Here is a 21522-nt window from a genome sequence, read left to right on the forward strand (position 1 = left end):
ATTATATGAAAAAAGATTTTGCAGTTATTTTTGATTTAGATGGAACTTTATTAAATACGGATTTGTTGATTAGAAAATCTTTTGAACATGTGTTTCATCATTATAAACCTGATTATCAAATCAGTGAAGAAGAACATTTGTCCTTTTTAGGACCAGCTTTAAAAGAAACGTTTTCAAGATATTTTCCAGAGGATATGATTGATGAATTGATTGATTATTATCGTGATTATAATCATCAACATCATCAAACTTATGTAACGATTTATCCTCATATTCAAGAAACTTTGAAAATTTTAAAAGAAAAAGGTTATCCTTTAGCTGTAGTCACAACAAAATATCGTCATGCGGCTTTGATAGGCTTAGATTTATTTGCGCTTACACCTTATTTTGATATGATTTTAGGAATGGATGATGTTGAAAATGTTAAACCTCATCCTGAAGGAATTTTAAAGGTGATGCAAAGTTTAGGTTGTCAAAAAGGTCTTTATATTGGTGATAATGTGACTGATATGAAAGCTGGACAAAATGCTGGTATTTATTGTGCAGGTGTCAAATGGACACCAAAGGGCTATCAGGCAATGCAGGATTTACATCCTGACTTGATGATTGATGATATGTTAGAAATAATTGAATTTATTGAAAGGAAGAATGAAGAATGATTGATTTAATTGTGGTTGGAGCTGGACCAGCTGGGTTAACAGCGGCTTTATATGCATCTCGTGCAGGTGCGAGTGTACTTGTTTTAGATGGTGGAGCACCGGGTGGAAAAATGAATTTAACGGCTGAAATAGAAAACTATCCTGGTTTAATAACGAAAGGACCAGAACTGGCTTATGCTATGTATGAACAATGCTTATCTTTTGGTGCTAAATATGAATATGGAGAAGTATCACGTATTGAACATCATGATGATCATCAAATTGTTTATGTGGGAGATCAGGCATATGATGCACGTTATGTTTTCATTGCGACAGGAACAAAGGAACGTCATATGGGTATTCCTCATGAAGAAGAAATGAGTGGACGAGGTGTGTCTTATTGTGCTGTTTGTGATGGACCATTCTTTAAAAACAAAGATGTTTGTGTGATTGGTGGTGGGAACAGTGCCATTGAAGAAGCTATTTATTTAAGTGATATTGTCGCAAAGGTTCATGTGATTGTGCGTCGTGATGTCTTACGTGCTGATCAATATTTAGTTAATAAATTACAAACAAAAGAGAATATTGAAATGCATTATTTAAAGAAGCCTCATGAAGTTCTTGTGGATAATCAAAAAGTGGCTGGACTAGTTGTCGAAGATTCAAAGACTGGTGAGCTTTCAACCATTGCAGCACAGGGAATTTTCCCATTTATTGGTTTGGATCCTATCACAGAGTTTGTGAAAGATTTAGGAATTATAAATGACAAAGGATATATTGAAGTGGATGCTAATCAAGAAACAAAAGTTGCTGGTATTTTTGCAGGAGGAGATGTTGTAGATAAACAATTGCGACAAGTTGTGACAGCTGCAAATGATGGGGCTGTGGCTGGTCAATATATTGCGTCTTTATTAAAATAATATTGAAAGGGAAAAGGCGAATCTTTTCTCTTTTTTCATAAAAAGAGTACACTTATAATGTGGTTTTTGGTATATTATAAAAAGAAGAGGGTGAGTTTTATGAATAAGATTGAAGTTGTGATTGTAACAGGAATGTCTGGGGCAGGAAAAACACAGGCAATGGCTATTTTTGAAAATATGGAATATCGTTGTATTGATAATTATCCAATTCCTTTATTGAAGGAATTTGGAGATTTAATGCGTACTTCAACAAAATATTCTAAAGTGGCAATGGCAGTATCCTTAGGAGATGCGATTTTGGCTGTTCGTATTTTATCAAATATGGATTGGGTTGATTTAACAGTTATTTTTCTTGATTGTGATGATAAAGTTTTACTTTCACGTTATAAACAGACAAGACGTTCTCACCCATTGATGATTAGTAATGTGGCTTCATCTCTGGTTGATGCGATTGAATTTGAACGTGAAATGGCTGATCCTATTAGTCAATTAGCTAGTATTGTGATTGATACAACACTATTAAAACCAGCAAAATTACAAGATAAATTAGAAAGTTATTTTTATAAAGGAAATCGTGATACTTTCAGAGTTTCCTTTATTTCCTTTGGATATAAACATGGCATTCCTAGAGATGCTGATTTATTGTTAGATGTTCGTTTTCTACCAAATCCTTTTTATATTGAAAGTTTAAGAAAACTGACGGGAAATGATAAAGAAGTTTATGATTACGTTATGTCACAAAGTGAAACGCAGGAATTTGTGCAAAGAACGATTGAATATTATGATTATTTACTGAAAAAGTATGAGGAAGAAGGAAAAATGCAAATGATTATTGGAATAGGTTGTACAGGGGGTCAACATCGTTCTGTTACCCTTACGAATTATTTTGCTGATCATTATGCTGAGTATTATCAAGTTTACAAATGGCATCGAGATGCTGATCATTAAGGAGGGTTTAGGATGATTTCTTTTTCAAGAGTCGTCAAAGAAGAAATTGTTTTTAATGATTTTGATCAAGCATGTGAAAAAGCAATTTTATGTGCAATGATTAAAATTATTGGAACATTGTCATTAAATCAAGCTGGGTTATCACTCACATTAAGAACTGAAAATGCGAAAATAGCATCTAAGTTGCATAAGTTTTTAAAAGATTTATATCAGCCCCATATTGAATTTAGGGTATCTAGAAAAATGAAATTAAAGAAAAATAATATTTATATTTTGATGGTTTCTAAAGCGAGAGAGATTTTAGAAGATTTGCACTTAATGGAAGGAATAGGTATGCAAAGTTTCCCTGATATACGTTATTTAGAAACAGATGCAAAGAAAAGGGCTTATCTAGCAGGCGTGTTTTTATCTTGTGGCAGTGTGAATAATCCAGATACTTCTAACTATCATTTAGAAATGAGTGTGACTGAACCCGAATATGCTTCGTTTATTATGGAATTAATGAATCATTATGATTTGAATGCGAAAATGATTAAAAGACGTAATAAATATGTTGTTTATTTGAAATCTGCAGAAAAGATTGGTGATTTTTTAAGAGCCATAGGAGCTTCTCAATCAGTCATGAATTTTGAAATGACACGTATTGATCGTTCGATGGCTAATACTGTCAACCGATGGAATAATTGCGATATCGCTAATGAAGTGAAGGCGATGAGTGCCTCTTCTTCACAGATTGAAGATATAGCTTATATTATTGATAAAGTTGGTATTGAAATTTTAGATGATAAAACACGTATGGTAGCAATGTTGCGTTTAGAAAATCCTGAACTCACATTAAATGAGTTGGCGGATGCCTATGTTGAACAAACTGGACAAACCATCAGTAAGTCAGGATTACATCATCGTTTTAAAAAGATTAAAGATGAGGCTATGAAAATACGTCAAATGGAGAATCAATAGCTATGGAAAATATTAATATCCGATTTGGGAGAAGGATTAAAGAATTGCGTTTAATGCAAAATGTTTCTCAGGAAGAATTAGGGTTTCGTTGTCAATTATCTAAAAACTATGTGTCAGATGTCGAAAGAGGACGTCGTAATGTTTCTTTAAAAGCTGTTGAAAAATTTGCATTAGGATTAAAAGTGCCAGTTTATTATTTATTTGTCTGGCATGATGAGGAAGAAACAGTTCATTTATAGTTTATATTTATCATATAGACTATATCGCAAAAGGAGAAATGTTATGGGATATAATTTTATCTATTTGTTATGTGTTTTAGTGTTATTGATGTTAGCTTTAAGGCTATTTTTACCAATATTAATGGTTTTAATTGGTGTAGGTATTGTGATTTGGTTAATTAGAAGACTTTTGACTTCTCATCATAAACGTCAATATGAGGATGAAGATGATCGTAGTTATTATGAATCTATTTATCAGGAACATCAAAACCAAAATCAAAATGAAGATGTTATTGATGTTGATTATAAAGTTGTTGATGAACAGGAAAATCCACATCAACAGTCATAGGGGGATTAAGATATGTTTTGTCCAAAATGTCAAAATGAATTAAATGATGATATGAACTTCTGTCCACATTGTGGCTATCAAGTCAAACGTTGTCCATATTGTCATCAATTAATTAAAGAAGGGGATTTATATTGTTCTGCATGTGGCAGATCATTACAAACAACACCCCATGATCAGATGGGTGGCTATTATCAACCACTTTTCTATGATGAAACACCAGTCCAAGATGAAGAAAAAACTGATTTTAAAAAAGTACCCGTGAAACAAAAAGTAAATAAAGTGGTTGTACTTGTTAGTGTCATTGTTTTAGTGATTTTAACAGTTTTATCTTATGAATATCTAGAACATGGACCTACTTTAACGCAACAATCACCACAAATATCTTTACCACAGGAGGACATGACAATTGCTGGTCAAACGGTAGAGTCAAGTCTTATTGGTAATATTAATCAAAATGGTCAAGCTTATTTTGATGGAAAAGATCTTTATTTATGTGATTCAAATGGCTATCTTGTGCGTATGAATCAAAATCTTGATCAACAAGAAACAATTCTAGCTAAATCATGCCAGTATATTACCATACATAATGATAAAATTTATTATACTGATGAAAATAATTATTTTTGTGAAATGTCAAAAGATGGTCAAAATCAAAAAACTTTGATTTCTAAGGATATATATTATCCTTGTATTGATAATGATAAACTCTATTATCAATTGGATGAAGATGATGAATCTCTTTATGTTTATGATTTTCAATCACAAAAACAAACCAAACTAAACAATCGACATTCTTATTGTATAAATATTGTAGATGATATGATTTATTATAGTTCGACAGATGGAATTTATCGTATTCATAAAGATGGGAAAAATGATGAAAAGATTATTAGTGGGAAGTCAGGAAATGTTATTTATTCTCAAGGAAAACTTTACTATTTATCAACTGAAGGTCTTTGTGCCCTTGATATAAAAAGTGAAAAAGTAACAGTAGTAGAAGAAAATGCTGCTATTTTCTTAAATATGAATGACCAGTATCTTTTTTATCAATCTATGGATGGTAGTGTTGTTCGATATGATTTATCTAGCCAAGAAGAAAAAACAATTTATAATGGGTTGGTAGAAAATTGTTATATTGCTGGAGATAAACTGATTATCAAAACAAGTTCATCTCTTTATCAACAGGAGAGTTATTCTGTGGTAATGGATTTTGATGGTTTACAACAGCGTCGATTATTTTTTAATGGTCAAGGAGAGTATATTTAATGATTGTTGTTTTGGTGTCGGCACGATATAAGCGTATTTTACAATGGTTACAGAATGCCCCTATAGAAAGTATTCAATCCATTGAAGTTGTGAAACAAATAGGACCTAAATTATTTTTGTATGTTGATACGACACTTTCATATTCACAGATTATTCAATCTTTTAAACAACGTATTTATGAAAGTGGTGGAGTGATGTATGTTTGTCAGTTTTATTGCATTTTTAATGGAATGATAGATTATAATGAGTATTTATCTGATGAAACAAAATTATCCATGCCTTATTATCAATCACAAAAGAAAGATATTTTAGAATCTGAATATTTCAAGAAATAGTTGCCTTCAGGCGACTTTTTTCATATAAAGATGTATAAATTTCATAGCAATCCTTGGTAACAGGTGCTATAATAGTGCATATATTAAAAATGAGGTAAAATTATGTTGATAAAAGAGATTATTGAAGCAACTGGTGGAACGTTGTTAAGTGGAAATATGAATGATGATATTCATGGCTTTACACAAGATACAAGACAAATTCATAAGGGAGATATGTATATTCCATTGGTTGGTGAAAAAAATGATGGACATCAATTTATAAAGCAGGCTTTTGAAGCAGGAGCAAGTTCAATTATCACTGCTCATCCTATTGATGATACAAGTCATAATGTGATTTTAGTGAAAGATACTTTACAGGCATTAACTGATATGGCGACTTATTTAAGAAAACATCGTCATGTTAAGGTTGTTGGTATTACTGGTAGTGTTGGAAAAACGAGTACCAAAGATATGATTTATGCAGTTGTATCTAGTCAATATAAAACATTGAAAACATTAGGTAATTATAATAACCATATTGGTTTGCCTTTGACAATATTAAGACATCAAGATGAAGAAGTTATGGTTTTGGAAATGGGGATGAATCATCTTGAGGAAATTCATCATTTAACAATGATTGCTAAACCTGATGTTGCTTGTATTACAAATGTTGGTACAGCTCATATTGGTGAACTTGGTTCACGTGAAAATATCTTAAAAGCAAAAATGGAAATTGTTGACGGATTAAGTGAACAAGGAACTTTGATTATTAATGATGATAATGATATGTTGCATACTGTTTCATGTGATTGTTGTCATGTTGTACGCATTGGACAAAATGATGATTGTCAGCTAAAAGCACACCATATTCAATTATTGTTGGAAGAATCTTATTTTGATTTAGATTATCAAGGACAAACTTATCAAGTACATGTTCCGGTTTCTGGTGAACATTTTGTGAGTAATGCTTTAATGGCGATTGCAGTTGGTTTATCTTTGAATATTGATATAGACAAATGTATTGCCGGGATTGAAAGATTTGAACTCACAAAAAATCGTATGGATATCATTGCGTTAAGTGATAATGTGAAAATGATAGATGGCACATATAATGCTAATCTTGATTCAATGAAATCAAGTTTGGATGTTTTAGCAAAATATCCAGAAAGAAAGATTGCTGTTTTAGCGGACATGTTAGAATTAGGAGAATATGAAAAGGCGTTCCATGAAGAAGTTGGAGAATATGTGGCAAAGAAACAAATCGATTTGTTGATGGCAGTTGGTCAGGCAAGTCAAAATATTGTACACATAGCTAAAAATCATGGAATAGAAGCTTATCATTTTGAAAATAACCAACAATTGATTCAAAGGCTTGTTGAAGTGATGCAACCCCATGATGTTATTTTATTAAAAGGTTCTCATGGTATGCATCTTCAAGAAGTTGTGGAATATTTAAAGGAGAAATATAAAAAATGAGAAAATTAATGATTGTTTGTGGGGGACAATCCACAGAAAATTTGATTTCAAGAATGTCTTGTACATCAGTTTTAAAAAATCTTCATAGAGAAAGTTATGATTTAACTTTGGTAGGTATTGATTTATCTGGTGAGTGGTATTTATTAGATGATATGCAAGAAGATTTGGCTTTAGACTCTTGGCTAGAAGGAGCCAAGCCTATTGAAGATGTTTATCATTTACTAAAACAGCAAGATGTTGTTTTTCCTGTTCTTCATGGTCTTTATGGAGAAGATGGAACAATTCAAGGATTGTTTGAATTAGCCAATGTACCTTATGTGGGATGTCGTACCTTGGCTTCAAGTGTCGCAATGGATAAAATTTATACAAAGAAAATCTTAGAAACTGTTGGAATTCCACAAGTGAAATCTTTATATGTTAAGAAAAGATATGATGGTCAATATGTAGTAGTCGATTCTCAGTTTAATGAAAATAAAGATGTAGTAAGTGTTGTGAAAGAAAAATTAGGGTTCCCATGCTTTGTTAAAGCGAGTCGTTCTGGTTCAAGTGTAGGATGTTATCGTGTTGATGAAGAAACAAACTTTTTAGATATATTACATCAAGCTGGACAATATGATAGTCATATTGTTGTGGAAGAATGTATTGATTGCATTGAACTTGAAACAGCAGTTTTAGGAAATGATGATCCGATTGTATCACGTGTTGGTCAGATTATGCCCCATGGTGAATTTTATACATTTGAATCAAAGTATGAAGATGAAGAAAGTCAAACTTGTATTCCGGCATTAGTTGATCAAGACATTCAAGATCAAATTAGGGAATATGCTTTAAAAGTCTTTAAAGCCATTGATGGTCATGGACTTTCACGTGTTGATTTCTTTTTAGATAAAAAAACAAATCAAATTTATTTAAACGAAATTAATACAATGCCTGGCTTTACAAAGATTTCTATGTATCCACAATTGATGGCTGATTATGGTATCACTTATAGTGATTTAATTGATCGTTTGATTGCATTAGCATTTGATCGCTAGAATAACCTTTGGGTTATTCTTTTTTTATAACATATATGCTTTAAGCAAATATATTATAAAAAAGATAAAATTTTTGTAAAGAAAAATGGGGATGAAAATGCATATATATAATAGAGAGGTGTTTTCTATCTTTGATTTTAAACTAGATATTGTTTTTAAATATATATTTTCATCATAGGATCAAATGGGACAATCTTTATTACATATGTTAGTTGATTCTTTTCTGTGTGGTGTATCTTCAAAACTCAAAATATTGAATCCAGAAATTCTAAAGACAAATCCAAGAGAAAAGGGAATACGCTATGATTTAAAAATGATTGATGAAAGTTTGTTTGTAGGTGATTCTTATGAAGAGTTGCCTCAACATATTCAAATTATATTTATTAATGATTGTCATTCACATGTTTGTTCCCTTATAGAAAAATATGAATTTCCTACAGAAATGGGTGTTTTTGAAGGTGAGTCAAAAATGAATGAGGACGAAGTTTTGAGTATTCGTTATTATGTTTATATTCCATTTATTGATTATATTGTGAATGAAAAAGGATTAATGAATCTTGATGATTTTGAAATGATTGTTTACATGATGCGTTATGGTATTCAAGAACAAATAAAACAGTTGAATAGAAAGGTGGTATTCTATATGGAAAGACAAGCAGAAGAATTTTATCAAAATAATCAGTTAAGAGAAATGGAATTTAATCGCATAGTAGAGATGTATGTTTACATGAGGAAAGAATATTATGAAAAAGGATATAAAATAGGAAAGCATTTAGGACTCAAAAATAAAAGTAATTATGATTAAAATGATGTATCCAAATCAAGAATATTTCCATTGGTTGGAGTCTTTAAATGACAAACAATTGTTAAAAGTTATTAAAGTTTTATATACAACACATAGTTATGATGAATTATATCAATATTTTGTAAAATAGTTGCTAAAAAGTGTGATGTAATGGTCAAAAAAGGAATTTTGAAGATGTTCTTGGATATATGTTATTTTTTGAAAAAAGCGAAAAATGATACCTATAATTTCATAAAACTAAAAAATGAAAAGGTAAAAAAAGAAAAATATGGTTGACTATACTTTCAAAAAGGTATATGATATATCCAACAACTCTATAATAAATACAGTGATAGGAAATAGTAGATAATAAAGGAAGCATAGAGAAGTTCTGACTGGTGGAAAGAACTGTGAGCGTATTATTGAACTCGTCCTTGAGTGGAGCACTGAAATATAAGTAAGCTGCTACGGATGCGACCGTTATCACGCTAGAGTATGAACTTATAAATAAGCGTACTTGATAAGGTTATTGTCGTGAGGCAATAATGAATATGAGGTGGAACCACGAAGTCATGAACTCTCGTCCTCTATTATGATTTTTTTCATAATGAGAACGAGTTTTTTATTATAGGAAAGGGGAGGAAAAGAAATGAACTATAAAAAGTATAAGAAGTTTGAAACAATTAAATTAACAGATCGTACATGGCCTGATCGTGAAATTGAACAAGCGCCTGTCTGGTGTTCAGTCGATTTACGTGATGGCAATCAAGCGTTAATTACACCAATGGATATTGATGAAAAGGTGGAAATGTTCCAATTACTTGTTCATTTAGGATTTAAAGAAATAGAAGTTGGGTTCCCATCATCATCACAAATTGAGTATGATTTTTTAAGATTATTGATAGAAAAAGATTTAATCCCTGATGATGTCACTGTTCAAGTTTTAACTCAAGCTAGAGAACATTTAATCAAAAGAACTTTTGAATCATTAAAAGGATTAAAAAGAGCAATTGTGCATATTTATAATTCAACATCAGTTTTACAAAGAGATGTTGTTTTCCATAAAAGTAAAGAAGAAATTAAACAGATTGCTATTGATGGTACAAAATTAGTTAAAGAATTATCACAAGAATTTGACGAAGAAGTCATCTTAGAATATTCACCTGAAAGTTTTACAGGAACAGAAGTTGATTACGCAATGGAAGTTTGTGAAGCCGTATTAGATACATGGGAAGCTTCACCTGAACGTAAAGTGATTATTAATTTGCCATCAACAGTAGAAATGGATACACCAAATGTTTATGCTGATCAAATTGAATGGATGTGCCGTCATTTTAAAGATAGAGATAGAGTGATTGTCAGTGTTCATCCACATAATGATAGAGGTTGTGGTGTAGCAACAACAGAATTAGCTTTACTTGCTGGAGCAGATCGTGTGGAAGGAACATTATTTGGAAATGGTGAAAGAACTGGAAATGTTGATATTATTACATTAGCTTTAAATATGTTTACACATGGTATTGATCCAAAACTTGAATTAGGACAAATGAATCAAATTAAAAATATTTATGAAAAATGTACAAAGATGGAAGTGCCACCAAGACAACCATATGCTGGTGAACTTGTTTTTACAGCTTTTTCAGGTAGTCATCAAGATGCTATCAACAAAGGAATGTACGCTTATCATCAACGTGGTGAAGGCATTTGGGAAGTGCCTTATTTGCCAATTGATCCAGCTGATTTAAATCGTCAATATGAACCAATTGTACGTATCAATTCACAATCTGGTAAAGGTGGTGTAGCCTTTGTCATGGATACTGTTTTTGGTTATCATTTACCAAAGGCATTGCAGGCAGATTTTGCAAAAGCAATTCAAAATATTAGTGAAATTGAAGGAGAAGTTTCACCAGAACGTATATATGATACATTTAAGAAAGAATATATTGATTTAGAATACCCATATAAATTTATTAAACAAAGATTAATTGATATTAGTGAAGAAGATGGAGAACATGAAAGACGTGCTGAAGTCACAATTGAAGATCATGGTGAAGTGAAAACTTTAGTTGGTTATGGGAATGGACCGATTGATGCAGTAAAAAATGCTTTTAACTCAACAGAAGATTTCTTATATACTGATTTAATTGATTATAGTGAACATGCTTTAACAGCGGGTTCTAATTCTAAAGCAGCTGCCTATGTTCAACTTCGTCCTCAAGGAGAAGAAAAATGTGAATATGGTGTTGGCGTGCATTTGAATATTACAACTGCAACGATTAAAGCCATGATTTCTGCTATGAATCGTATTTACAAAAATATAAAAAAGGAAGGATAAATTATGGAAGAACTCATCTTATCAATTCTTGTGCATAATAGTGCTGGGGTCTTAACACGAGTGAGTGGCTTGTTTTCAAGACGTGGCTATAATATAGATAGTTTAACTGTGGGACCAACAAGCAATGAAGGAATTTCTCGCATGACAGTGGTTGCTCATGGAAATCAACAGATTTTAGAACAAATTGAAAAACAATTAAGAAAATTGGAAGATGTATTAGAAGTCTTTGCTTTACCAATTGAGACATCGGTTTATCGTGAACTTGTTTTAATTAAAGTTGAAGCTAATCAAAGTACACGTGCTGATATTGTTTCAATAGTCGATATTTTTAGAGCAAAAATTGTGGATGTGTCACCAGATTCAATGGTTATTGAAGTGACTGGAACACATAGTAAAATCAATGGCTTATTAGCCATGTTGGATGGCTTCAATATTGTTGAGATAGTGCGTACTGGGGTTGCTGGTATTGCCAGAGGTCTTAACGATTTTGAAATAAATAACAAAGGACACAGGGGGTAAAAATATGTCAAAAATTTATTATGAATCAGATTGTAATTTAGCTTTATTAGATGGAAAAACAGTAGCAATTATTGGTTACGGTTCTCAAGGGCATGCACATGCTTTGAACTTAAAAGAATCAGGAGTACATGTCATTGTTGGGTTATACGAAGGATCAAAATCATGGGCTAAGGCTGAGGCTCAAGGATTCGAAGTATATACTTCAGCTGAAGCTGCTAAAAAAGCAGATATTATCATGATTTTAATTAATGATGAATTACAGGCAAAATTATATAAAGAATCAATTGAACCAAACTTAGAAGAAGGAAATATGTTGATGTTTGCGCATGGTTTCAATATTCACTTTGGACAAATTGTGCCACCAAAAAATGTTGATGTGACAATGATTGCACCAAAAGCACCAGGACATACAGTACGTAGTGAATATCAAGCTGGAAAAGGAACACCTTGTTTGGTCGCTGTTGAACAAGATGCAACAGGCAGAGCTTTAGATATGGCTTTAGCTTATGGTTTAGCTATTGGTGGTGCTAGAGCTGGTGTTCTAGAAACAACATTTAGAACTGAAACAGAAACAGATTTATTTGGTGAACAAGCTGTTTTATGTGGCGGGGTTTGCGCTTTAATGCAAGCAGGATTTGAAACATTAGTAGAAGCTGGATATGATCCAAAGAATGCTTATTTTGAATGTATTCATGAGATGAAATTAATTGTTGATTTAATCTATCAATCAGGATTTGAAGGAATGAGATATTCTATCTCTAATACAGCTGAATATGGTGATTATATTACAGGACCAAAAATCATTACTGCTGATACAAAGAAAGCTATGAAACAAATCTTAAAAGATATTCAAGATGGAACATTCGCTAAAGATTTCTTATTGGATATGTCACCAGCTGGTGGACAAGCTCATTTCAAAGCAATGCGTAAATTAGCGAAAGAACATCAAAGTGAAAAAGTTGGTAAAGAAATTAGAAGTTTATATAGCTGGTCTGATGAAGATAAACTAATTAATAACTAAAAAACACACACTTTGTGTGTGTTCAGTAAAGAGTCATTTGACTCTTTAGTGAGGACATACAAAGAAAAGGGGGGATATGAATATGTCAATGACAATGACACAAAAAATATTAGCTGCTCATGCAGGATTAAAGGAAGTTGTGGCTGGGCAGTTAATTGAAGCAAAGCTAGATGTTGTAATGGCAAATGATATTACAGGACCAATGGCTTTACCAATTTTTAAACAGATGGCCAATCAAGTGTTTGATAAGGATAAAGTTGTATTGGTACCAGATCATTTTACACCTAATAAAGATATGAAATCTGCAGAAAATTCAAAAGCAATCAGAGAGTTTTCAAGAGAACAATGTTTAACACATCATATGGAACAAGGGAAATGTGGTGTTGAACATGCGATTCTACCTGAACAAGGGATTGTTGTTGCTGGTGAATGTATTATTGGTGCTGATTCACATACTTGTACATATGGAGCTTTAGGTGCTTTTTCAACAGGTGTTGGAACAACTGATATTGCGACAGGGATGGCAACTGGAGAACTTTGGTTTAAAGTGCCAAGTGCCATTCAATTTGTTTTAAAAGGTGAATTGCAACCTTATGTCAGTGGTAAAGATGTCATTTTACATATTATTGGAAAAATTGGTGTTGACGGGGCTTTATATAAATCAATGGAATTTACTGGTGAAGGTGTGGCTTCATTATCAATGGATGATCGTTTTACTATTTGTAATATGGCGATTGAAGCAGGGGCTAAAAATGGTATTTTCCCTGTTGATGAAAAGACGAGAGAATATTTAAAAAATCATTCAAAGAAAGAGTATAAAGAATATCAGGCTGATGAAGATGCTGTGTATGATGAAGTCATTGAAATTGATTTATCAAAAATTACACCAACTGTAGCATTCCCTCATTTACCAGGTAATGCTCATACAATGGAAGAAATTAATGAAAGTGAAAAAATTTATATCGATCAAGTTGTGATCGGTTCATGTACAAATGGAAGATTAAGTGATTTGCGTAAAGCTGCACAAATCTTAAAAGGACAAAAAGTTGCCGATCATGTAAGAGTGATGGTGATTTCTGCAACACAGAAGATTTTTGTGGAATGTATTCGTGAAGGCTTGGCTGAAATCTTTGTGGAAGCTGGTTGTGCGTTTAATACGCCAAGCTGTGGACCTTGTATGGGTGGACATATGGGTGTTATGGCAAAAGGAGAAAAATGTGTTTCTACAACAAATCGTAACTTTGTTGGTAGAATGGGTGATACAGAAGCTTTAATTTATTTAGCTTCACCAGAAGTGGCAGCAGCCAGTGCGATTGCTGGATATATTGCTGATCCAAGAAAAGGAGGACAATAGTATGCAGGCAAAAGGAACAGTTTTAAAATATGGGGATAATGTCGATACCGATGTTATTATTCCAGCACGTTATTTAAATTCATTTGATGCTAAAGAACTTGCCAGCCATGCAATGGTTGATATTGACCCAACTTTTACCCAAAGATTACAACCTGGGGATATTATGGTTGCAGGTAAAAACTTTGGTTGTGGTTCATCTCGTGAACATGCTCCTTTGGCTTTAAAAACAGCAGGTGTGAGTTGTGTCATTGCTGAGTCATTCGCACGTATTTTTTACCGTAATTCAATTAATATTGGATTTGCGATTTTGGAATGCCCAGAAGCCGCCAAAGATATTGAAGAAGGCAATCAGGTAGAAGTCAATTTTGATGATGGAACAATTTATAATTTAACAAAAAATAAAAAATATCAGGCTCAGCCATTCCCTGAATTTTTACAGAAAATGATTCAGGCCAATGGTTTAGTAAACTATGTCAATGAAAAGAGGGTAATCTATGGAAAAAACAATTGCAGTGATTAAAGGTGATGGTATTGGACCAGAAATTGTGGATGAGGCTTTAAAAGTTTTAGATGCTATTGCGAAAAAATACAATCATACATTTGATTATCAATATATTGATATGGGTGGGGCTTCCATTGATAAATATGGTGTTCCATTAACAGATGAAGCGATTGAAATTGCTAAAAAGAGTGATGCAGTATTGTTAGGTTCAATTGGTGGAGATACAAATACTTCTCCTTGGTATCAATTAGAACCATCATTAAGACCAGAAGCAGGATTATTAAAAATGCGTAAAGCATTAGGTTTATTTGCCAATTTAAGACCGCTTATTTATATAAAGAATTAAAAGGAGCTTGTCCATTAAAAGAAGAATTAAGTCAAGATGGTTTTGATATGATGATTGTAAGAGAACTCACAGGTGGACTTTATTTTGGTGAACGAGAAACCAAAGAAGTTGATGGACAGATGGTAGCTCATGATAATCTTGTTTATAGTGAAACAGAAATTCGTAGAATTGCCAAAAGAGCTTTTGATATAGCATTAAAACGTCGTCATAAAGTGATTAGTGTTGATAAAGCCAATGTTTTGGATACATCACGTTTGTGGCGAAAGGTTGTCAATGAAGTTGCAAAGGATTATCCTGATGTAGAATTAGAACATATGTTAGTTGATAATTGTGCGATGCAGTTAGTGAAAGATCCAGGACAATTTGATGTTATTTTAACAGAAAATATGTTTGGTGATATTTTAAGTGATGAAGCAAGTATGATTACTGGTTCAATTGGCATGTTGTCAAGTGCTTCATTAAGAGAAGATAAATTAGGAATGTATGAACCAAGTCATGGTAGTGCTCCTGATATTACCGGACAAAATATTGCCAATCCCATTGCGACAATTCTTTCAGCTGCCATGATGCTTCGTTATTCTTTTGATATGGATGAAGAAGCGAATGATATTGAAAAAGCAGTAGAAAACGTATTGGAACAAGGTTATCGTACAGTTGATATTATGTCAGCAGGAAAACAACAAGTATCTTGTTCTATGATGGGACAATATATTGTTGAAAACTTATAGTGAGGAGGTAATGAGATGAAAAGTGATCAAGTCAAAAAAGGTGTGGAAAGAGCGCCTCATCGTTCATTATTTAATGCGTTAGGAATGACCGAAGAAGAATTAGATAGACCATTAATTGGTGTTGTCAATTCTTATAATGAAATTGTACCAGGGCATATGAATTTAGATAAAATTTGTGAAGCTGTCAAAAAAGGGGTTTATTTAGCTGGTGGAACACCTATTGAAGTGCCAGCCATTGCTGTATGTGATGGAATTGCTATGAATCATACCGGAATGAAATATTCTTTAGTCACAAGAGAATTGATTTGTGATAGTACTGAATGTTTAGCCAATGCTCATCAATTTGATGGATTAGTGATGATTCCAAACTGTGATAAAAATGTACCTGGTTTATTGATGGCGGCAGCCAGAATTAATGTTCCAACTATCTTTGTCAGTGGTGGACCAATGTTGGCTGGACGAAGATTAGATGGTAAACAAACATGTTTATCTTCATTATTTGAAGCAGTTGGACAATTTAATGCTGGAAAAATGACAGAAGAAAAATTAAAAGAATTTGAGGAAAAAGCATGTCCAACTTGTGGATCATGTTCGGGTATGTATACAGCTAATTCTATGAACTGTTTAACTGAAGTCTTAGGAATGGGACTCAAAGGAAATGGAACTATTCCTGCTGTTTATAGTGAAAGAATCCGTTTAGCCAAACACGCAGGTATGCAAATTATGGAATTAGTCAAAAAAGAGATCAAACCAAGAGATATTATGACAAAAGATGCTTTCTTAAATGCTTTAACAGTGGATATGGCACTAGGATGTTCAACAAACTCTATGTTGCATTTACCTGCCATTGCCTATGAAGCTGGGGTTGATTTGAATTTAGAAATCGCCAATGAAATTAGTAAGCATACACCAAACTTATGTCACTTAGCACCAGCTGGTGATACATTTATGGAAGACTTAAATGAAGCCGGTGGTGTATATGCTGTCATGAATGAATTAGATAAGTTAGGTGTTTTACACACTGATGTCTTAACTTGTACAACAAAAACATTAAAAGATAATATTGCAGGATGCGTCAACTTAGATCCAAATATTATTAGACCAGTTGAAAATCCTTATATGAAAACAGGTGGGATTGCTGTTTTAAAAGGAAATCTCGCACCTGATAGCTGTGTTGTCAAACAAAGTGCAGTTGCTAAAGAAATGCTTCAACATACCGGACCTGCCAGAGTCTTTGATTGTGAAGAAGATGCCATTCAAGCAATTCGTGCTGGAAAAATTGTAGCTGGTGATGTTGTTGTGATTCGCTATGAAGGGCCAAAAGGTGGACCTGGAATGCGTGAAATGTTATCACCAACTTCAGAAATTGCTGGTATGGGATTAGATAAAGATGTTGCTTTAATTACAGATGGTCGCTTCTCTGGTGCAACGCGTGGAGCATCTATTGGACATGTTTCACCTGAAGTCGCTGTTGGTGGACCGATTGGTCTTGTTGAAGAAGGCGATATGATTGAAATAGATATTATTAATCATCGTATTGAATTATTAGTCAGCGATGAAGTTTTAGAAGAGAGAAGAAAGAATTTTAAACCTAAATTACCGGTTGTTAGTGGATATTTGAAAAAGTATGCTTCAATGGTGACTTCAGCTAACACTGGTGCAGTATTAAAAGTCAAAGAATAGGGGGAAGTCTATGTTATTAACTGGAGCCGATATTGTTATTGAATGTTTGCTGGAACAGGGTGTTGATACTGTTTTCGGTTATCCTGGTGGAACGATATTAAATGTCTACGATAGTTTATATAATTATCGTGATAAGATTCATCATGTTTTAACTTCTCATGAACAAGGAGCAGCTCACGCAGCTGATGGATATGCCAGAGCAACTGGAAAAGTTGGTGTTTGTATGGCAACAAGTGGACCGGGAGCGACTAACCTTGTGACTGGGATTGCTACTGCTCATATGGATTCTGTTCCATTAGTAGCGATAACCGCAAACGTTGGAGTACCATTACTTGGAAAAGACAGTTTTCAGGAAGTTGATATTACCGGTGTGACGATGCCAATTACTAAACATAATTATATCGTCAAAGATGTAGAAGATTTAGCACCAACAATCCGTAAAGCTTTCCAAATTGCTAAGGAAGGACGACCAGGACCGGTACTTGTTGATATTACTAAGGATGTGACATCTGCAAAATGTGAATATCATTCACAAAAACCTGAAAGTATTGAAAGACGTAGTTATACGTATCCTACATCAACATTAAAACAAGCAATCGAAATGATTGAAAAGAGTGAAAAACCATTTGTTTTTGTTGGCGGTGGTGTTGTACGTTCTCACGCTTCTGAAGAATTACGTGAATTTGTTGAAAAAATTGATGCTCCTGTTACTGATTCTTTAATGGGAAAAGGATCATTTGATGGAACAAATCCTCGTTATACTGGGATGCTTGGAATGCATGGGACAAAAACAAGTAATTTTGGTGTTTCTAAATGTGATTTATTAGTTGCCGTTGGGGCAAGATTTAGTGATCGTGTGATTGGAAATGCTGAAAAATTTGCGAGAAATGCGAAAATTATTCATATTGATGTGGATGAAGCAGAAATTAATAAAAATGTAAAAGTAGATTTAGGTATTGTTGGAGATGCTAAAAGTGTTTTAAATGCATTGAATTTGTTATTGAAACAACAAAACCATTCACAATGGTTAAAAGAAATCAGAGCATTAAAAGAACAATATCCATTATCTTATGATACGGATAAGTTAACTGGTCCATATGTTATTGAACAAATTGAAGCATTGACTGATAATAATGCAATTATTTGTACAGAAGTTGGGCAAAATCAAATGTGGGCAGCACAATATTATCATTTTAAAAGACCATGTCAGTTAATCACAAGTGGAGGACTTGGAACAATGGGTTATGGTTTGGGAGCTTCTATTGGTGTAAAATATGGTAAACCAGAACAATATGTTTTTAATATTGCTGGGGATGGTTGCTTTAGAATGAATATGAATGAATTGGCAACAGCCTCACGTTACCAAGTACCAATTATTGAAGTTATTTTAAATAATCATGTTTTGGGAATGGTGCGTCAATGGCAAACATTATTTTATGGCAAACGTTATTCAGCGACTATTTTAGATGATAAAGTTGATTTTTGTAAAACAGCTGAAGGTTTAGGATGTAAAGCTATTAAAGTTACAAAAAAGAAGAAGTAGCACCTGCTATATTAGAAGCAATGGATTGTCAAGGACCTGTTGTTATTGAATGTATGATTGAAGAAGACGATAAGGTCTTTCCAATGGTTGCACCAGGTGCACCAATTGATGATGTTTTTGATCAGAATGATATTCAGGAATAGTATAAAAAGCTATTCCTTTTTATTTAGAAAATCTTAAGAAAAAATTCATGGCTTTTCCATATAAATATGATAAGATTAAAAATAGCTATATATTGAATGGGTGATGATATGAATGAAGTCAAAGGATTAACAAATCAGCAAATACAAGAACAAATCAAATTGGGACATGTTAATATTTCTCCAAAACCATTGGTTAAAAGTCATTGGCAAATATTTTGTGAACATATTTTTACGCTTTTTAATGCTTATAATTTTATTATTGCTTGTGCTTTGGTTTATGTTCAGGCATGGTCAAGTTTATTTTTTGTTTTAATTGTCACAATGAATACAGTCATTCATATTTATCAGGATATACGTTCACGTAATATGGTGGCAAAATTAAATTTGATTATTTCACCAAAAACAAAAGTTTTACGTGATGAAAAGATTCAAAAAATTGATAATGAAGAGATTGTTCTTCACGATGTTGTTTTATTGGAAACAGGTCAACAAATAGCAGCTGATTGTATCGTTTTAGATACGGCAGTAGAAGTTGATGAATCATTATTAACTGGCGAAGCAGATCCAGTTTTAAAAAATGTTGGAGATCATTTGTTGTCAGGAAGTTTTATTGTATCAGGAGCATGTCATGCTCGTGTAGAACATGTTGGGATGGATAACTATGCCACTCAGATTGCTAATGAAGCCAGAAAACGTAAGCCAGTCACTTCTGATTTGGTTATCACTTTTAAAAAAGTGACACGCTGGACAAGTATGCTTGTTTTACCAATGAGTTTTTGTTTGTTGTATCAGGCAATGGGTGTAAGAGGTGAATCATTAACTGCGACAATAGTGAATACCTCTACAGCATTATTAGGAATGCTGCCAGTTGGGTTGGTTTTATTAACGAGTGTTTCACTGGCAACCAGTGTTGTCAGACTAGGAAAACGTAAAGTTTTGGTTCAAGAAATGTTTAGTATTGAAACTTTATCCCATGTTGATGTTTTATGTTTGGATAAAACAGGAACATTAACACAGGGGAAAATGCAAGTTCAAAATGTTTATACACTAGAGAGTCAATGGCAGGATAAATTTGATTTGATTATGAATTCATTTGTCAAAGGAAGTCTTGATAATAATGCTACCTTTTTAACAATGAAAGATTATTTTCAAGGGGAAACACCTTATGCTCCATTAAGAAGAGTTTCATTTTCATCAGCAAGAAAATGGAGTGCTTTGGAATTAGAAAATATAGGAACTATTATTGTTGGAGCGCCAGAAATGATTTTACCAGATTTTATTTTGCCCTCTTCTATTGAGGAGGCTAAACATCAAGGGGCAAGAATTCTATTAGTAGCAAGACATCATGATTTTGATACTTTTCAACAAGATATGGCAAACAGTATTCCTTTAGCTATTATTGTGATTTTTGATCCATTAAGGGAAGATGCTAAAGAAACGATTCAGTTCTTTAAAGATAATGATGTTGATGTCAAAGTGATTTCAGGGGATAATCCTGTAACTGTTAGTGCCTTAGCAATGCAGGCAGGCATCGAAAATGCGCAAAATTATATTGATGCATCAACACTCAAAACGCCTGAAGAATTAGAACAGGCGATTATGAATTATCATGTGATTGGTCGTGCTTCACCATCTCAAAAACATGATATGATTTTATATTTACAACAACATAGACAAAGAGTCGCTATGACAGGAGATGGTGTCAATGATGTATTAGCACTCAAAGACGCTGATGTTTCAATCGCAATGGGATCTGGCTCTGATGCAGCCAAACAAATTTCACAGTTTATTGTGATTAACGGTGAATTATCAACAATGGTTGATGTTGTTAAAGAAGGACGTTTAAGCATTAATAATGTCACACGTTCAGCTTCTATGTATTACTTAAAAACAATCTATACAATCCTTATTTCTCTTGCTTGTATTCTTTTTAATATGCCCTATCCATTTATTCCATTTCAAATGACATTATTAGATAACTTCGTAGAAGGTTTTCCATCATTTATGATTTTATTTGAAAAGAATATATCTAAACAAAAGGAATCCATTGGTAGATACACATTACGTTATTCATTTCCTAATGCGATTGCAATTGTTTTATGTGCTATTTTATTAAGACTATTAGCACCAACGCTTGCTTTATCATTAAATCAAGTTTTTACAATTCTTTATTATACAACGGCTATTTTATCTATTCATATGATATATCGTATTTATAGTCCGATTAATCTTTATCGTACAGTTGTTTTGACTATAGATGTTATTGCTTTTATTCTTGTGTCTTATATCACTTATGATTTATTACAGTTAGCCCCTCTTACAACAACATTAATTCAATATATTTTGATGATATTATTGTTTGGACTCATTGTTTCTACATGTTTATCAAAGATTGTTGTTCATTATTTAGATACACATCCTCAAGACTAGGTAATTAAGCC

At 32.9% G+C, this 21522-nt stretch carries 21 protein-coding genes, 1 pseudogene and 1 other annotated feature; all 22 genes and pseudogenes read left to right on the forward strand.

Annotated features, from left to right (window positions below):
• Window positions 1–5 precede the first annotated feature (5 nt).
• Window positions 6–659, forward strand: a complete 654-nt coding sequence (gene ppaX / locus NMU03_RS09015; protein WP_290137775.1) for a pyrophosphatase PpaX — start codon at window positions 6–8, stop codon at window positions 657–659.
• Window positions 656–1558, forward strand: coding sequence for a thioredoxin-disulfide reductase (trxB, locus tag NMU03_RS09020; protein ID WP_290137776.1), 903 nt, complete (start codon window positions 656–658; stop codon window positions 1556–1558). Before ppaX ends, trxB begins: the two co-directional genes overlap by 4 nt.
• 99 nt (window positions 1559–1657) lie before the next feature.
• Window positions 1658–2506: an RNase adapter RapZ gene (rapZ, locus tag NMU03_RS09025; protein WP_290137777.1), complete on the forward strand. Its 849-nt coding sequence runs from the start codon at window positions 1658–1660 to the stop codon at window positions 2504–2506.
• A gap of 12 nt (window positions 2507–2518) precedes the next feature.
• Complete coding sequence (gene whiA, locus NMU03_RS09030; RefSeq protein WP_290137779.1) at window positions 2519–3466, forward strand: DNA-binding protein WhiA; 948 nt, start codon at window positions 2519–2521, stop codon at window positions 3464–3466.
• A gap of 2 nt (window positions 3467–3468) precedes the next feature.
• A complete protein-coding gene (locus NMU03_RS09035; protein ID WP_290137781.1) occupies window positions 3469–3705 on the forward strand; it encodes a helix-turn-helix domain-containing protein in 237 nt (78 codons plus the stop codon).
• A 43-nt stretch (window positions 3706–3748) separates the two neighbouring features.
• A complete protein-coding gene (locus tag NMU03_RS09040; RefSeq protein WP_290137783.1) occupies window positions 3749–4033 on the forward strand; it encodes a DUF4834 domain-containing protein in 285 nt (94 codons plus the stop codon).
• A gap of 12 nt (window positions 4034–4045) precedes the next feature.
• Entirely contained in the window at window positions 4046–5299 is a 1254-nt protein-coding gene (locus tag NMU03_RS09045; protein WP_290137785.1) for a DUF5050 domain-containing protein, read from the forward strand.
• Window positions 5299–5634 carry a hypothetical protein gene (locus NMU03_RS09050; protein WP_290137787.1) on the forward strand — a complete coding sequence of 112 codons (336 nt, stop codon included), beginning with the start codon at window positions 5299–5301 and terminating at the stop codon, window positions 5632–5634. Before NMU03_RS09045 ends, NMU03_RS09050 begins: the two co-directional genes overlap by 1 nt.
• Before the next feature lie 102 nt (window positions 5635–5736).
• Window positions 5737–7089, forward strand: coding sequence for a UDP-N-acetylmuramoyl-tripeptide--D-alanyl-D-alanine ligase (locus NMU03_RS09055; RefSeq protein WP_290137788.1), 1353 nt, complete (start codon window positions 5737–5739; stop codon window positions 7087–7089).
• Window positions 7086–8123, forward strand: a complete 1038-nt coding sequence (locus NMU03_RS09060) for a D-alanine--D-alanine ligase family protein (protein ID WP_290137790.1) — start codon at window positions 7086–7088, stop codon at window positions 8121–8123. Before NMU03_RS09055 ends, NMU03_RS09060 begins: the two co-directional genes overlap by 4 nt.
• 205 nt (window positions 8124–8328) lie before the next feature.
• A complete protein-coding gene (locus tag NMU03_RS09065) occupies window positions 8329–8928 on the forward strand; it encodes a hypothetical protein (protein ID WP_290137793.1) in 600 nt (199 codons plus the stop codon).
• Window positions 8921–9058, forward strand: a complete 138-nt coding sequence (locus tag NMU03_RS09070) for a hypothetical protein (protein WP_290137794.1) — start codon at window positions 8921–8923, stop codon at window positions 9056–9058. The genes NMU03_RS09065 and NMU03_RS09070 overlap by 8 nt, the downstream gene beginning before the upstream one ends.
• Window positions 9059–9247: 189 nt before the next feature.
• Window positions 9248–9498, forward strand: a binding site (T-box leader).
• Window positions 9499–9556: 58 nt separating this feature from the next.
• Entirely contained in the window at window positions 9557–11242 is a 1686-nt protein-coding gene (gene leuA, locus NMU03_RS09075) for a 2-isopropylmalate synthase (RefSeq protein ID WP_290137795.1), read from the forward strand.
• A gap of 3 nt (window positions 11243–11245) precedes the next feature.
• The gene (ilvN, locus tag NMU03_RS09080; protein WP_290137796.1) at window positions 11246–11761 is read left to right on the forward strand and encodes an acetolactate synthase small subunit; all 516 of its coding nucleotides are present in this window, start codon (window positions 11246–11248) and stop codon (window positions 11759–11761) included.
• 4 nt (window positions 11762–11765) lie between these two features.
• Window positions 11766–12782, forward strand: a complete 1017-nt coding sequence (gene ilvC / locus NMU03_RS09085; protein WP_290137798.1) for a ketol-acid reductoisomerase — start codon at window positions 11766–11768, stop codon at window positions 12780–12782.
• A gap of 82 nt (window positions 12783–12864) precedes the next feature.
• Window positions 12865–14136 (forward strand): 3-isopropylmalate dehydratase large subunit, encoded by a 1272-nt coding sequence (gene leuC / locus NMU03_RS09090; RefSeq protein ID WP_290137800.1) that lies wholly within the window; start codon window positions 12865–12867, stop codon window positions 14134–14136.
• A gap of 1 nt (window position 14137) precedes the next feature.
• Entirely contained in the window at window positions 14138–14656 is a 519-nt protein-coding gene (leuD, locus tag NMU03_RS09095; RefSeq protein ID WP_290137801.1) for a 3-isopropylmalate dehydratase small subunit, read from the forward strand.
• Window positions 14631–15712, forward strand: a pseudogene (gene leuB / locus NMU03_RS09100) (3-isopropylmalate dehydrogenase). The gene leuD and the pseudogene leuB overlap by 26 nt, the downstream one beginning before the upstream one ends.
• 15 nt (window positions 15713–15727) lie before the next feature.
• Window positions 15728–17395: a dihydroxy-acid dehydratase gene (gene ilvD / locus NMU03_RS09105; protein WP_290137803.1), complete on the forward strand. Its 1668-nt coding sequence runs from the start codon at window positions 15728–15730 to the stop codon at window positions 17393–17395.
• Between the two features lie 10 nt (window positions 17396–17405).
• Window positions 17406–18938 carry a biosynthetic-type acetolactate synthase large subunit gene (gene ilvB / locus NMU03_RS09110; protein WP_290137805.1) on the forward strand — a complete coding sequence of 511 codons (1533 nt, stop codon included), beginning with the start codon at window positions 17406–17408 and terminating at the stop codon, window positions 18936–18938.
• 20 nt (window positions 18939–18958) lie between these two features.
• The gene (locus tag NMU03_RS18040) at window positions 18959–19081 is read left to right on the forward strand and encodes a hypothetical protein (protein WP_290137807.1); all 123 of its coding nucleotides are present in this window, start codon (window positions 18959–18961) and stop codon (window positions 19079–19081) included.
• A 108-nt stretch (window positions 19082–19189) separates the two neighbouring features.
• A complete protein-coding gene (locus tag NMU03_RS09120) occupies window positions 19190–21511 on the forward strand; it encodes an HAD-IC family P-type ATPase (RefSeq protein WP_290137808.1) in 2322 nt (773 codons plus the stop codon).
• Window positions 21512–21522 lie beyond the last annotated feature (11 nt).

The organism is Allocoprobacillus halotolerans, from assembly GCF_024399475.1.
Taxonomy (GTDB): Bacteria; Bacillota_I; Bacilli_A; order Erysipelotrichales; family Coprobacillaceae; genus Allocoprobacillus; species Allocoprobacillus halotolerans.